Origin of the sequence: Leucobacter sp. PH1c (genome assembly GCF_000633415.1) — a bacterium.
GTDB lineage: Bacteria > Actinomycetota > Actinomycetes > Actinomycetales > Microbacteriaceae > Leucobacter.
In genome coordinates this window covers 1-13,752 of record NZ_AYMV01000002.1, presented here as the reverse complement: position 1 = coordinate 13,752, position 13,752 = coordinate 1, and the positions used below count along the sequence as shown (strand labels likewise).

Annotated in this window: 11 protein-coding genes; 7 read left to right on the top strand and 4 right to left on the bottom strand. The window is 69.1% G+C overall.

Going from position 1 to position 13,752, the window contains the following annotated elements; genetic code table 11:
- Window positions 1-60: 60 nt before the first annotated feature.
- The 3 genes from U874_RS0100520 to tkt all read right to left on the bottom strand — a co-directional run bounded on the left by U874_RS0100520 (window position 61) and on the right by tkt (window position 4,967).
- Window positions 61-1,686, bottom strand: a complete 1,626-nt coding sequence (locus tag U874_RS0100520; RefSeq protein ID WP_025132596.1) for a glucose-6-phosphate isomerase — start codon at window positions 1,684-1,686, stop codon at window positions 61-63.
- Window positions 1,686-2,798, bottom strand: a complete 1,113-nt coding sequence (gene tal, locus U874_RS0100515; protein ID WP_025132595.1) for a transaldolase — start codon at window positions 2,796-2,798, stop codon at window positions 1,686-1,688. The genes U874_RS0100520 and tal overlap by 1 nt, the downstream gene beginning before the upstream one ends.
- A gap of 81 nt (window positions 2,799-2,879) precedes the next feature.
- Window positions 2,880-4,967, bottom strand: coding sequence for a transketolase (gene tkt, locus U874_RS0100510; protein ID WP_025132594.1), 2,088 nt, complete (start codon window positions 4,965-4,967; stop codon window positions 2,880-2,882).
- Window positions 4,968-5,059: 92 nt separating this feature from the next.
- Between tkt and U874_RS0100505 the strand changes: the two genes are divergently transcribed.
- Window positions 5,060-5,980, top strand: a complete 921-nt coding sequence (locus tag U874_RS0100505) for a heme o synthase (protein WP_025132593.1) — start codon at window positions 5,060-5,062, stop codon at window positions 5,978-5,980.
- 776 nt (window positions 5,981-6,756) lie between these two features.
- On the opposite strand, the gene U874_RS0100500 is transcribed toward U874_RS0100505, so the two are convergent.
- Complete coding sequence (locus U874_RS0100500; protein WP_025132592.1) at window positions 6,757-7,698, bottom strand: heme A synthase; 942 nt, start codon at window positions 7,696-7,698, stop codon at window positions 6,757-6,759.
- A 262-nt stretch (window positions 7,699-7,960) separates the two neighbouring features.
- Here U874_RS0100500 and sufB point away from each other — a divergent pair, with 262 nt between their 5' ends.
- The 6 genes from sufB (at window position 7,961) to U874_RS0100470 (ending at window position 13,714) form a co-directional block, all read left to right on the top strand.
- Window positions 7,961-9,379 carry a Fe-S cluster assembly protein SufB gene (sufB, locus tag U874_RS0100495; RefSeq protein WP_025132591.1) on the top strand — a complete coding sequence of 473 codons (1,419 nt, stop codon included), beginning with the start codon at window positions 7,961-7,963 and terminating at the stop codon, window positions 9,377-9,379.
- A gap of 2 nt (window positions 9,380-9,381) precedes the next feature.
- Window positions 9,382-10,560 carry a Fe-S cluster assembly protein SufD gene (sufD, locus tag U874_RS0100490; RefSeq protein ID WP_025132590.1) on the top strand — a complete coding sequence of 393 codons (1,179 nt, stop codon included), beginning with the start codon at window positions 9,382-9,384 and terminating at the stop codon, window positions 10,558-10,560.
- On the top strand, window positions 10,560-10,892 hold the full coding sequence (locus U874_RS0100485) for a non-heme iron oxygenase ferredoxin subunit (protein ID WP_025132589.1): 333 nt from the start codon (window positions 10,560-10,562) through the stop codon (window positions 10,890-10,892). Before sufD ends, U874_RS0100485 begins: the two co-directional genes overlap by 1 nt.
- Window positions 10,889-11,647: a Fe-S cluster assembly ATPase SufC gene (gene sufC / locus U874_RS0100480; RefSeq protein WP_025132588.1), complete on the top strand. Its 759-nt coding sequence runs from the start codon at window positions 10,889-10,891 to the stop codon at window positions 11,645-11,647. Before U874_RS0100485 ends, sufC begins: the two co-directional genes overlap by 4 nt.
- A gap of 16 nt (window positions 11,648-11,663) precedes the next feature.
- Window positions 11,664-12,014, top strand: a complete 351-nt coding sequence (locus U874_RS0100475) for a metal-sulfur cluster assembly factor (protein ID WP_025132587.1) — start codon at window positions 11,664-11,666, stop codon at window positions 12,012-12,014.
- Window positions 12,015-12,115: 101 nt separating this feature from the next.
- The gene (locus U874_RS0100470) at window positions 12,116-13,714 is read left to right on the top strand and encodes an ABC-F family ATP-binding cassette domain-containing protein (protein ID WP_025132586.1); all 1,599 of its coding nucleotides are present in this window, start codon (window positions 12,116-12,118) and stop codon (window positions 13,712-13,714) included.
- Window positions 13,715-13,752: the final 38 nt, after the last annotated feature.

The following is a 13,752-nucleotide window of genomic DNA, read 5'->3' as shown; positions in this document are numbered from 1 at the left end:
CGCGGGAGGCCCGGAGCGGGGTTTCCGTGTGAGCTCGCGGCTCAGTTGCGAGCGAGTGGCTCAGGCGAGCGCGCGGCTCAGCTGCGCGATGAGCGCGGCGGGGTCCGTCGTGCGCAGCGCGAAGACGGGCCGGCCGCGCGAGGCGAGCACCTCGCGGTCACCACGCGCCTGCGCCGCGATCAGCGTGCCGAAGCCGGAGTCGGAGCCCGGGATCGCCACGTCACCGTCGACGAGCTCGGTCAGCTGCAGGAACGCGCCGAGCGCCGGGCCGCCCTTGTGGAGCTGTCCCACGGAGTGGAGGTAGCGCGGGCCCCAGCCGAGCGCCACGGGCACCTCGAGCTCCTGCGCGAGCGCGTCGCGGAGCCGCTCGAGTCCGGCGGCCTCCGGTGCGGTCGGATCGAGGTACGCCTGGATCGCGAGGTAGCCGTTCGCCGGAACGGCCGAGCGGATCGCGGCGAGCAGCTCGGCGCAGTCCGCCGGGCGGTTACCCTGCGGCGCGGCGAGAAGCCGGGCCGGGAGATCCGCGAGGCGGCTCGCGGGAACGGCCGCGTCGGACTGGGCGCCGCGCGAGAGCACCGCGCGCGCGGCGACCTTCGCCGACTCCACGTCGGGCTGGTCGAAGGGATCGATCCCGAGCAGGTGACCGAGCAGCGCCGTGGCCGTCTCCCAGAGGAGCAGCTGCGCGCCGAGTCCGCCCGTGAGCTCGATCTCCGCGGTTTCGGCCGGGGCTGGGGCGGCGGCGGCCTCGGGCGCGGCGGAGAGCCGAACCCGAGTGAGGTTCGCGGGGTGTGGGCCGGCCTCGGGCGCATCGGCGTGCAGGGCGATCGGGAGCACGCCATTCCCGGCCTTCCCGGTTGACTCGGCAACGAGCTGCTCGATCCAGGTGCCGAGGCCCCAGGCCGCGGACGGCGCCTCGATGATCCCGAGCACGTAGCGCTCGGGGAGCCCCGCCGCGATCGCCGCGGCGAGCTGCAGTGCGGGGTTCTCGGGCGAGTCCGCGAGCAGCGCCGGGCGCAGCGCGCAGGCGTCCGCGAGCAGCGCGCGCACGTCGATCCCGGCGAGCGCGGTCGGCACGAGGCCGAATGCCGTCAGCGCGGAGAAGCGGCCGCCCACGTCCGGATCGGCGAAGCAGACGCGCTGACCGGCCGCGCGGGCGGCGGCCTCGAGCGGGGAATCCGGGTCGGTCACGACGACGATGCGGTCGGCGGGGTCGATCCCCGCGGCGCGGAACGCGGCGGTGAACGCGGCGCGGTGGCTCTGCGTCTCGATCGTGCTGCCGGACTTCGAACTGATCACCACGACGGTGCGGCTGAGGTCGCCCTCGATCGCCGCCCGGATGAACTCCGGATGGGTGGAGTCGATCACGGTGAGCGGCTGCCCCGCCCAGCGCGCGATGACCTCGGGGGCGAGGCTCGAGCCGCCCATGCCGCACAGTACGACGCGATCCAGCCCGGCGCTCTCGAGCTCCGCGCGGATGCGCTCGGCTGCCTCGATCGCGACGAGCGCGTTCGCCTCGAAGTCGGTCCAGCCGAGGCGATACGCGGCCGAGGAGGTCTGCGGCCAGAGCGTGGTGTCCCGCGCGAAGAGGCGGCTCGCGGCGCGATCCGAGACGAGCCGGTCGAGGGTCGCCGCATACGCCGAATCGGGCTGCGCCACGGACACGGCGAGCGGAGCGGGGACGGGCATCAGGCGGCCGCCTCCTCGAGGGCCCGCGCAACCGTCGCGCAGAGCTCGTCCCACGACGCGGTGAACTTCTCCAGACCCTCGCGCTCCAGCTGCTCGGTGACCTCGACGTAGTCGATCCCGAGCCCGTCCAGCGCGTTCAGCAGCTGGTTCGACTCGAGCATCTCGGACGAGATCGTGTCACCGCGCACCTCGCCGTGGTCCCCGAACGCGCGGAGCGTCGCCTCCGGCATGGTGTTCACGGTGCCCGGAGCGATGAGTTCCGCCACGTAGAGCGTGTCGGGGAGTTCGGGGTTCTTCACGCCCGTGGAAGCCCAGAGCGGCCGCTGGGCGTTCGCACCGAGGGAGCGCAGCAGCTCGGCGCGCTCGCTCTCGTGGCTCTCCGCGGCGACCTCGTAGGCGAGGCGTGCGTTCGCGATGCCCGCCTGCGACATGAGCGCGGCCGCCTCCGGCGTGCCGATCGAGGCGAGCCGGGCGTCGACCTCGGTGTCGACGCGGGAGACGAAGAAGGAGGCGACCGAGTGGATGCGGGCCAGATCGTGCCCGGCCGCGCGGGCCAGTTCGAGGCCCGTCAGGTACGCATTGATCACCTGCCGGTAGCGCTGCAGGCTGAAGATGAGGGTGACGTTCACGCTGATGCCCTCGGCGATGAGCGCCGTGATCGCGGGGAGCCCCTCGGGAGTGGCGGGCACCTTGATCATCGCGTTCTCGCGGTCTACCCGCGCCCAGAGCTCACGGCCCTGCGCGATGGTCCCCGCGGTGTCGTGGGCGAGGCCGGGCTCGACCTCGATCGAGACGCGGCCGTCGCGTCCGCCGCTCCGTGCGGCGTCGTCGGCGAAGAGGTCGCAGGCCGCCGCGACGTCGGCGGTGGTGAGCTCGATGATCGTCTCGGCGACGCCGAGCCCGCGGCGCGCGCAGTCGGCGATGCTCTCGCCGTAGCCGACGCCGCCGGAGAGCGCCGAGGCGAAGATCGTCGGGTTCGTGGTGACGCCGACCACGTTGTGGCTGGCGCGGAGCGCGGTGAGCTCCCCGCTGTCGATCCGGCTGCGCGAGAGGTCGTCGAGCCAGATGCTCACGCCGGCCGTGCTCAGGGCTGCGGTGGGGGAGTTCGTCATGGGTGCTGCTCCTCGAAGAGATGTGGGGCGGGGCGGCGGGTCAGGGATGACCGCGCGCGCCCCGCCGGGGTGCGCGCGGCGCTAGGCCGCGAGCGACTCGCGCGCGGCTGCGACCACGGCATCGGAGGTGATGCCGAACTCGCGGAAAAGGGTCTCGAAGTCGGCGGAGGCGCCGAAGTGCTCGATCGAAACGGAGCGACCGCGATCGCCCACGAAGCGCTCCCAGCCCAGGCTGAGCCCGGCCTCGACGCTCACGCGCGCAGTCACTGCAGCCGGGAGCACGCTCTCGCGGTACTCGGGCGTCTGCTCGGCGAACCACTCGAGGCACGGCGCGCTCACGACGCGCGCGCCCACGCCCTCGGCCGCGAGCCGCTCGCGCGCCTCGACGGCGAGCTGCACCTCGGAGCCGGTGGCGATGAGGAGCACGTCGATTGCGTCCGTGGGGGAGTCGGCGAGGACGTATGCGCCGCGGCGCACACCCTCGGCGGCCTGCTCGGGCGTGGCGAAGTCACCGCCGCGCGGGAGCACGGGAACGTTCTGGCGCGTCAGCGCGAGTCCGGCGGGGCCGGCGTGGCGCGTGAGGATCTCGTGCCACGCGATCGACACCTCGTTCGCGTCGGCGGGGCGCACGACCGCGAGATTCGGGATCGCGCGGAGCGTGGCGAGCTGCTCGATCGGCTGGTGCGTGGGGCCGTCCTCGCCGAGCGCGATCGAGTCGTGGGTCCACACGAACACGCTCGGCACGTTCATGAGCGCCGCGAGGCGCACGGCGGGCCGCATGTAGTCGCTGAAGATCAGGAAGGTGCCGCCGTAGCTGCGCGTCTTGCCGTGCAGCTGGATGCCGTTCAGGATCGCGCCCATGGCGTGCTCTCGGATGCCGAAGTGCAGCACCCGGCCGTAGGGCTCGCCCGACCACGTGCTCGTGGAGTGGCTCGCGGGTACGAAGGAGGGCACGCCCGGGATGGTCGTGTTGTTCGACCCCGCGAGGTCGGCGGATCCGCCCCAGAGCTCGGGCATGATCGGGCCGAGCGCGGCGAGCACCTTGCCGCTCGCCGAGCGGGTCGCGACGCTCGCGCCGGGCTCGAAGGTGGGGAGCGCCTCGAGCGCGCCCTCGGGGAGCTCGCGCGCCTCGACGCGGTCGAAGAGCGCCTTGCGCTCGGGGTTCGCAGCGGCCCAGGCGTCGAAGCCCGCCTGCCACGCTGCGCGGTTCTCGGCACCGCGATCCGCGGCCTTCCGCGTGTGCGCGATGACCTCGGGTGCGACCGCGAAGTGCGCGGCCGGATCGAAGCCGAGGGCCTCCTTCAGGCCCGCGAGCTCCTCGGCGCCGAGCTTGGCGCCGTGGATGCCGCCCGTGTTCTGCTTGCCGGGGGAGGGCCAGCCGATGATCGTCTTCAGGATGATGAGCGAGGGCTTCGTGGTCTCGGCCTTCGCCTCCTCGATCGCGCGGTGCAGCTCGGCGAGATCCTCGACGTAGGCGCCCGTCTTCTTCCAGTCGACCTCGATGACCTGCCAGCCGTACGACTCGTAGCGCAGCGCCACGTCCTCGGAGAAGGAGATGTCGGTGTCGTCCTCGATCGAGATCTGGTTCGAGTCGTAGATCGCGATCAGGTTCCCGAGCTCCTGGTGGCCCGCGAGCGAGGACGCCTCGCTGGTGACGCCCTCCTGCAGATCGCCGTCGCCGGCGACGACGTAGATGAAGTGGTCGAAGGGGCTCGTCCCGGGAGCGGCCTCGGGGTCGAAGAGGCCACGCTCGTACCGCGCGGCGTAGGCGAAGCCGACGGCGGAGGCGAGGCCCTGGCCGAGCGGACCCGTCGTGATCTCGACGCCATCGGTGTGACCGTACTCGGGGTGGCCGGGCGTCTTCGAGCCCCAGGTGCGCAGCGCCTGGAGATCCTCGAGCTCGAGCCCGTAGCCGCCCATGTAGAGCTGCACGTACTGCGTGAGCGAGGAGTGGCCCACCGACAGGATGAAGCGGTCGCGGCCGATCCAGCCGCTGTCGCTCGGGTCGTGGCGCATCACCTTCTGATGCAGCAGATAGGACACCGGCGCCAGACTGATCGCCGTTCCGGGGTGACCGTTACCGACCTTCTCGACGGCATCCGCCGCCAGCACGCGCGCGGTGTTGACCGCGAGATCGTCGATTTCGTCCCACTGCAATTCGTTTCCCAAGACTGACCTTTCATCGGGGAAGAGGTTTCGGAAGGCGCCGCCCGGCGGTCCCCGACCAATCCTAGCCGGAAGGGGGTACGATGGGAGGTGTGATGTCCACGCAGATCCCCACGCAGGAAGCGAAGCCCCGTCGTTCATTCGGGCGCACCGTGAAGAACTACGTCGCACTGACGAAGCCCCGAGTGATGGAGCTGCTGCTCGTCGTCACCGTCCCCGCCATGATCCTCGCCCAGGGCGGTCTCCCGAACCTGTGGCTCGTGCTCGCGACCCTCATCGGCGGCGCCATGAGCGCCGGATCCGCCGGGGCGTTCAACTGCTACATCGACCGGGACATGGACCGCAAGATGAAGCGGACCGAGAACCGGCCGCTCGTCACGGGAGAGATCTCGGATCGCAACGCGCTCGTGTTCGCGTGGGTGCTCGGCGCACTGTCCGTCGTCTGGCTGCTGCTCACCACGAACTGGCTCGCCGCCGCGCTCTCCGCCGCCGCGATCTTCTTCTACGTGGTCATCTACACGCTGCTGCTCAAGCGCCACAGCGAGCAGAACATCATCTGGGGCGGGATCGCGGGCTGCTTCCCCGTGCTCATCGGCTGGGCCGCCGTGACGGGCTCGCTCGACTGGCCGGCCTGGGTGTTCTTCCTCATCATCTTCCTCTGGACGCCGGCGCACTACTGGCCGTTGTCGATGCGCTACCGCGACGATTACGCGGCGGCCGGCGTGCCCATGCTCGGCGTGGTGCGCGGGCGCGCGACGGTCGGCCTGCAGGTGATCCTGTACGCGTGGGCCACGGTCGTCTCGAGCCTGCTGCTCATCCCCGCACCGGGGATCGGCTGGCTGTACACGGCGGTCGCGCTGCTCGCGGGCGGCTACTTCATCCTCCAGTCGCACCGCCTCTACGGGAGCGCGATCCGCGGCCAGGAGGGCAAGCCGATGCAGGTCTTCCACGGCTCGATCACGTACCTGTCGGTGCTGTCGATCGCGATCGCGGTGGATCCGCTGCTCCCCTTCTAGGGGGTGCGCGGGGGCTGGCTTCGGCCGTCCCTGCGGGCTGGTTCGCCGGCCCTGCGGATCGACTGCGATCTCGAGGGCGGCTGCTGCAGTCTCGAAGTGGGCCGCAGCCTCTGCGCAGGCGATGGTCTCGACGCCGGGAGCAGGTTCTGTACGGGGAAGATGTTCTGCACTGGGAACGGGTTCTGCATCGGCAAGAGGTTCTGCATCGGCAACAATCTCCGACTTTGATCCGGTATCCGCGATGGATACGGACCAAAGTCGGAGATTGTTTGCGTTTGCGGTCGGTTTCCTCGGCGCCGGGCGTGGCGTCAGCCGCAAGTCCCGCTCCGGAGACACGCGGTTCGCTCCGGGCAGGGTCGCGGGCTGATGTGCGTGACGCGCCGCGTTGATCCGGCCCCATCGTGAGATCGCATCGAGTTTGATCCGCAATGGCCGGCGAATAGTGGATCAAAGTCGACGGGATTTGCTGCAACCGGTTGACGTGCCTGGCGCGCGGCGCGGATCCGTTCCTCCGTGAGAAAAGTTCGACTGTGAGCCGGTATCCCGTCGAGTAGTGGATCAGGGTCGAACTTTTTGCCGGGGGAGCCGGGACGCCAGCCAGGCGAAGAGCGCGCGGCGCCGCCCGCCCCCCCCAACGCAAGATCGCATCGACTGTGCTCCGGTATGGGGGCCGGATAGTGGATCAGAGTCGATGCGATCTTGGGGGAAGGGGAATGGGAAAGCGGAAAAGGGGGAACAGGAAGGGGGCGGGGAACCGGGGAGGAAGCGCAGCGACGCTAGCGGGCTGCGGGGGCCACGCGCTGGCGCGTCTCCACCAGCGTGAGGAACAGCCCGGCCGCGAGCAAGCAGGCGAGCACCATGTGGATGCCCACGAGCAGCGGCGGCAGCGCCAGGCGCGCCTGCAGCACACCCACGATGATCTGCGCGATCATCACGACGATCGACCAGCCGGCCCAGCGGGCCACCCGGTAGGCGCGCTCGCTGCGCGCGAGGAACGCCGCGACCGCCGTGAAGAGCAGCGTGCCGTAGGCGGCGACCGCGTGGACGGTCTGGAGCGCCTCCGACTCGAGCCCGTTGCGCGCCGCGCCGCCGTCTCCCGCGTGCGGGCCCGAGCCCGTGGTGAGGATCCCGAGCACGACCGCGACGAAGCCGAAGATCACGGCGAGCCAGACGGTCTGCAGCAGGGGAGCGGAGACCACGCGGTGCCGCGGGCCGGGTCCGCTATAGACGCGGAGCACGAGGAGCGCCGCGAGCATCACGAGCACGACGCTCGAGAGGAAGTGCAGGCCGACCACGTACGGGTTCAGTCCGCTGAGCACCGTGATGCCGCCGATGATCGCCTGGATGAACACGCTGAGCGCGGGCACGACGGTGAGCCAGAACAGGTCGCGCCGCTCCTTGCGGAAGCGCCACACGGCGATGACCGCGAGGATCGCGACGACCTCGAGCAGGAAGAAGAGGGTGCGGTTGCCGAACTCGATGTACGAGTGGATGCCCATGGCGGGGTTGTTGACGAAGGAATCGTCGGTGCACTTTGGCCACGTGTTGCAGCCGAGACCCGAGCCCGTGAGGCGCACGGCGCCGCCCGTCGCGACGATCAGCACCTGGGTCGCGAACACCCACCAGGCGAGCGCCCGGACGCGGGAGGTCACCCCGTCAGGCATCCAGCCGGAGAACCGGCGTGCTGGGGTCGCTTCGGTCGTGGTGGCGCTGGACACCGGGGCTCCTCTCGGGTGCCTCTCAGAGGTTGCTGAGGCGCTGCGCGCGCCCCTCCCCGAAACGGGTGAGAACCTGTAGAATGAGAAGCTGTGGTTGCGTACGGCGAACCCGGATCTGGTGCGGTGCATCGGATCGGTTCCGTCCGAAGCCCAGACTACTGCACCGCTGCAGGGAACCCGATGCGTGCACTCCGCACCTCGCGAGCCGGACCTCCGGTTCAGCGCTGGGTTGCCCGGCGAGACGAATAATGAGGGAGGGATCATGCCAGAGGTATTGATCGACCGGCCCGAGCTTGAAGGCTTGGGCCAGTACGAATTCGGCTGGCACGACAGCGACAAGGCCGGCGCGGAAGCGAAACGCGGGCTGAGCGAGCAGGTCGTGCGTGAGATCTCGGCGCTCAAGAACGAGCCCGAGTGGATGCTGCAGCGACGCCTGAAGGCGCTGCAGATCTTCGATCGGAAGCCGATGCCCTCCTGGGGCGCCGACCTGAGCGACATCGACTTCGACAACATCAAGTACTTCGTGCGCTCCACGGAGAAGCAGGCCACCTCCTGGGAGGAGCTGCCCGAGGAGATCAAGGAGACGTACGAGCGGCTCGGGATCCCCGAGGCCGAGCGCCAGCGCCTCGTTGCCGGCGTCGCCGCGCAGTACGAGTCCGAGGTCGTGTACCACCAGATCCGTGAGGATCTGGAGGAGCAGGGCGTGCTCTTCCTCGACACGGACACCGCGCTCAAGGAGCACCCCGAGATCTTCGAGGAGTACTTCGGCACGGTCATCCCGTCCGGCGACAACAAGTTCGCTGCGCTCAACACGGCCGTCTGGTCGGGCGGCTCGTTCGTGTACGTCCCGAAGGGCGTGCACGTGGAGATCCCGCTCCAGGCCTACTTCCGGATCAACACCGAGAACATGGGCCAGTTCGAGCGCACGCTCATCATCGCCGACGAGGGCAGCTACGTGCACTACATCGAGGGCTGCACGGCTCCCATCTACAAGTCGGACTCGCTGCACTCGGCCGTCGTTGAGATCATCGTGAAGAAGAACGCCCGCGTGCGGTACACGACGATCCAGAACTGGTCGAGCAACGTGTACAACCTCGTCACGAAGCGCGCGATCGCCGAAGAGGGCGCCACCATGGAGTGGGTCGATGGCAACATCGGCTCGAAGGTCACCATGAAGTACCCCTCGATCTACCTCACGGGCGAGCACGCGAAGGGCGAGACGCTCTCCGTGGCGTTCGCGGGCCCGGGTCAGCACCAGGACACCGGTGCGAAGATGATCCACCTCGCGCCGCACACGAAGTCGTCGATCCTCGCGAAGTCGATCGCCCGCGGCGGTGGCCGCAGCGGCTACCGCGGCGAGGTCCGCGTCGAGGCGAACGCGCATCACGCCGCCAACTCGGTGGTCTGCGACGCGCTCCTCGTCGACACGATCTCGCGCTCGGACACGTACCCCGCGATCGATATCCGCACGGACGATGCGACCCTCGCGCACGAGGCCACCGTCACGCGCGTCAGCGAAGAGCAGCTCTTCTACCTCATGAGCCGCGGCCTGTCGGAGGAGGAGTCGATGGCGATGATCGTCCGCGGCTTCATCGAGCCGATCGCTCGCGAACTCCCGATGGAGTACGCCCTCGAACTGAACAAGCTCATCGAGATGAGCATGGAAGGATCCGTCGGTTAACGATGACAACGCTTCAGACTGAACAGCACGGCGCGAAGGCGCACAGCGACGGCGACTGGGAGAACCGCGCTCCGGTGCAGACCCGCTCGGATCGCCTGAAGTCCGCGAACATCGCAGACTTCGCCGAGGTCACGGGCCGCGAGGTGAACTGGAAGTACACGCCGGTCGCCGAGCTCGCCTCGCTCCTCACGGGCGACCTCGCCGACGGCGCTTCGGCGCTCGAGATCTCCGAGGCTGAGGGCGTCGAGGTCTCCTCGATCGCCATGGACTCGGAGCTCGTCGGCCGCGGCGGCCTCCCCGAGGACCGCGCGGCGGCGAACGCGTGGGGCCAGGCGGCCTCCGCGCAGCGCATCCTCCTCACGAGCGAGGAGCGCCAGACGGTCACCGTGAAGCGCACCGCGCTCACGAGCGAGCCGACCGCTGCGCACACCATCATCGAGGCGGCCGCACAGGCGAACGCCCTCGTGATCCTCGAGAACACGGGTGCCGCGAACCTCAGCGAGACGGTCGAGATCGTCGTCGGCGAGGGCGCGAACCTCACCGTCGTCTCGCTCCAGGAGTGGGATGAGGACGCGATCCACCTCGCGAGCCACAACGCGGTTGTCGCGCGCGACGGCAACCTGCAGCACATCGTGGTCTCGCTCGGCGGCAAGATTGTCCGCGTGAACCCGTCGATCCACCTCGACGGCCAGGGAGCGAACGGCGAGGCCTACGGCGCGTACTTCGCTGACGCCGGCCAGCACCTCGAGCACCAGGTCTACATCGACCACAACGCGCCGCACACCCGCAGCCGCGTCGCCTACAAGGGCGCGCTGCAGGGCGAGGGCGCGCACGCCGTGTGGATCGGCGACGTGCTGATCCGCCGCGTGGCGACGGGCACGGACAGCTACGAGGAGAACCGCAACCTCACCCTCACCGAGAGCACGCGCGCGGACTCGATCCCGAACCTCGAGATCGAGACCGGCGATATCGAGGGGGCCGGCCACGCGTCGACTACGGGCCGCTTCGACGAGGAGCACATCTTCTACCTCCAGAGCCGCGGAATCTCCGAGGACGAGGCTCGCAAGCTCGTGGTGCGCGGATTCCTCTTCGAGGTCATCCAGCGGATCGGCAACGAGCAGATCGAGGAGCGTCTCCAGTCCGCGATCGAGGCCGAGCTGCAGCAGAGCGTGCTGGCGTAATGTCCCGGATGAAGGCGCTCGATCTGAGCGATCTTGTGCAGGATCAGGCGACTCGCGTCGTCTTGGACGGGGTCCCCATGGCGGTCGTGCTCGACAACCAGGGCACGGTCCACGCCATCGGCGACACCTGCACGCACGGTGACATCAGCCTCTCCGAGGGCTTCGTCGAGGGTGACACGCTGGAGTGCTGGGCCCACGGCTCGGCGTTCTCGCTGTGCACCGGCAAGCCGCTCAACCTCCCGGCCTACGAGCCGGTACCCGTTTACGTCGTCGAAATCGAAGACGGCGTCGTATACATTGATCCCCACGTTACGAAAGAGATTGCCGTATGACTTCTGTGCTTGAAATCAAGGACCTGCACGTCAGCGTTGAGACCGAGCAGGGCCCCAAGCCCATTCTCAAGGGTGTGGACCTCACGATCCGCAAGGGCGAGACGCACGCGATCATGGGCCCCAACGGCTCGGGCAAGTCGACGCTCGCGTACGCCGTCGCCGGCCACCCCCGCTACGAGATCACCAGCGGGCAGATCCTGCTCGACGGTGAGGACATCACCGAGATGGGCCCCGACGAGCGTGCGCAGGCGGGGATGTTCCTCGCGATGCAGTACCCCGTCGAGATCCCCGGTGTGACGAACGCGAACTTCCTCCGCACCGCCAAGACGGCGATCGACGGCGAGGCGCCGGCGATCCGCTCGTGGATGGGCGAGGTCAAGGAGGCCATGGCGAACCTCCGCATGGACGAGTCCTTCGCGTCGCGCAACGTGAACGAGGGCTTTTCCGGCGGCGAGAAGAAGCGCAACGAGATCCTCCAGCTCGAGCTGCTCAAGCCGAAGTTCGCCGTGCTCGACGAGACCGACTCGGGTCTCGACGTCGACGCGCTGAAGATCGTGTCGGAGGGCGTCAACCGCGCCAAGGAGAACACCGGCCTCGGCGTCCTCCTCATCACGCACTACACGCGTATCCTCCGCTACATCAAGCCCGACTTCGTGCACGTCTTCGTGAACGGCCGCGTCGCCGAGCAGGGCGGCCCGGAGCTCGCGAACCGTCTTGAGGAAGAGGGCTACGACCGTTTCCTCGAGACTGCGTAAGGCGTAGGCTGATCGCATGAGCGAGGAAGCAGCGGTCGTCCCGCAGTCCATCGACCCCGAGTTCCGGGAGCAGGCACTCGACGCGCTGAAGAACGTGTCGGATCCGGAGCTCGGCGTGAACATCGTCGATCTCGGCCTGATCTACGATCTGGCCTTCGACGAGGAGCACGACGCGCTGGTCATCAGCATGACGCTCACGAGCGCCGGGTGCCCGCTCACCGACGTGATCGAGAACGACATCGCCGAGGCCCTCGACGGGCTCGTGACGGCGTTCCGCATCAACTGGGTGTGGATGCCGCCGTGGACGCCCGAGCGGATCACCGATGACGGTCGCGATATGATGAGAGCTTTGGGGTTCTCGATCTAGATCCGATCGCACCATGATGGTTCGGCCCGGGGCGGGTTTCTCCTGCCCCGGGCCGAACCGCGTGCTGGCCCCGGCACGCACCAACCGAAGAAGAAGGACCCATGATTATCGTCGAGGATCTCGCCATCGACGTTGGCGCGCGCCGACTCATGTCGGGCGTGAACTTCCGGGTGAATCCCGGCGACAAGATCGGCCTCGTCGGACGCAACGGCGCCGGCAAGACCACGCTCACCCGCACCCTGTCAGGCGAGCTGCAGCCCGCTGAAGGCAAGATCACGATCTCGGGGGAGCTGGGCTTCCTGCCCCAGGACCCGCGCACGGGGGATCCCGAGCAGATCGCCCGCCACCGGATCCTCGACGCACGAGGGCTCGGCACGCTGCAGCAGAACCTCGCGAAGGCGTCGGCGGACATGGCGTCAGACGATCCCGCCGTCGCCGAGAAGGCGATGAAGCGCTTCGGCAACCTCACCGATCGGTTCCAGGCGCTCGGCGGCTACGCGGCCGAGTCGGAGGCGGCCTCGATCTCGAACAACCTCGGGCTGCCCGATCGGATCCTCGATCAGCCGCTCAAGACGCTCTCGGGCGGTCAGCGCCGCCGCATCGAGCTCGCGCGGATCCTGTTCTCGGACGCCGACACGATGATCCTCGACGAGCCGACGAACCACCTCGACGCCGACTCGATCGTGTGGCTCCGCGAGTTCCTGAAGACCTACAAGGGCGGCGTGATCGTGATCAGTCACGACATCGACCTCGTGGGGGAGACGGTGAACCGCGTCTTCTACCTCGACGCCAACCGCCAGGTGATCGACGTCTACAACATGGGCTGGAAGCTCTACCAGCGCCAGCGCGCCGCCGACGAGGAGCGCCGCCGGAAGGAGCGCGCCAACGTCGAGAAGAAGGCGTCCGCGCTGAAGGATCAGGCGGCGAAGTTCGGCGCCAAGGCGTCGAAGGCCGCTGCCGCGCACCAGATGGTGGCGCGCGCCGACAAGATGCTCTCGGGCCTTGAAGAAGTGCGCCAGGTCGAGCGGGTCGCGAAGCTGCGCTTCCCGGATCCCGCGCCCTGCGGCAAGACCCCGCTCATGGCGGAGGGGCTCTCGAAGTCCTACGGCTCGCTGGAGATCTTCGCTGGCGTCGACCTCGCGATCGACCGGGGCTCGAAGGTGGTCGTGCTCGGCCTAAACGGCGCCGGCAAGACGACGCTGCTCCGGCTGCTCGCCGGGGTGGATCAGCCCGACACGGGCGAGCTCGTCGCCGGGCACGGACTGAAGGTCGGCTACTACGCGCAGGAGCACGAGACTCTCCAGGTCACCGCGAGCGTGCTGCAGAACATGATCTCCGTGTCGCAGCACCTCACGGAGACGGAGGCGCGGAAGGTGCTCGGCTCGTTCCTCTTCACGGGCGACGACGTGCACAAGCCCGCAGGCGTGCTCTCGGGCGGTGAGAAGACCCGACTCGCGCTCGCGATGCTCGTGGTCTCGAGCGCCAACGTGCTGCTCCTCGACGAGCCCACGAACAACCTCGACCCGGCGAGCCGTGCCGAGATCCTCGACGCGCTCGCGCACTTCACGGGCGCCGTCGTGCTCGTCTCGCACGACGCGGGCGCCGTCGAGGCGCTGAACCCGGAGCGCGTGCTGATCATGCCCGACGCGACCGAGGATCACTGGTCGAAGGAGTACCTGGAGCTCATCGAGCTCGCCTAGCGGCGACGCGACCAGTTCCAGCGCGGGGGCCCGCACGG

Bases quoted from the DNA above. Each gene is read 5' to 3' on its own strand.
- U874_RS0100520 (WP_025132596.1), bottom strand. From the start codon at position 1,686: ATGCCCGTCCCCGCTCCGCTCGCCGTGTCCGTGGCGCAGCCCGATTCG.
- tal (WP_025132595.1), bottom strand. From the start codon at position 2,798: ATGACGAACTCCCCCACCGCAGCCCTGAGCACGGCCGGCGTGAGCATC.
- U874_RS0100505 (WP_025132593.1), top strand. From the start codon at position 5,060: ATGTCCACGCAGATCCCCACGCAGGAAGCGAAGCCCCGTCGTTCATTC.
- sufB (WP_025132591.1), top strand. From the start codon at position 7,961: ATGCCAGAGGTATTGATCGACCGGCCCGAGCTTGAAGGCTTGGGCCAG.
- sufD (WP_025132590.1), top strand. From the start codon at position 9,382: ATGACAACGCTTCAGACTGAACAGCACGGCGCGAAGGCGCACAGCGAC.
- U874_RS0100485 (WP_025132589.1), top strand. From the start codon at position 10,560: ATGTCCCGGATGAAGGCGCTCGATCTGAGCGATCTTGTGCAGGATCAG.
- sufC (WP_025132588.1), top strand. From the start codon at position 10,889: ATGACTTCTGTGCTTGAAATCAAGGACCTGCACGTCAGCGTTGAGACC.
- U874_RS0100475 (WP_025132587.1), top strand. From the start codon at position 11,664: ATGAGCGAGGAAGCAGCGGTCGTCCCGCAGTCCATCGACCCCGAGTTC.
- U874_RS0100470 (WP_025132586.1), top strand. From the start codon at position 12,116: ATGATTATCGTCGAGGATCTCGCCATCGACGTTGGCGCGCGCCGACTC.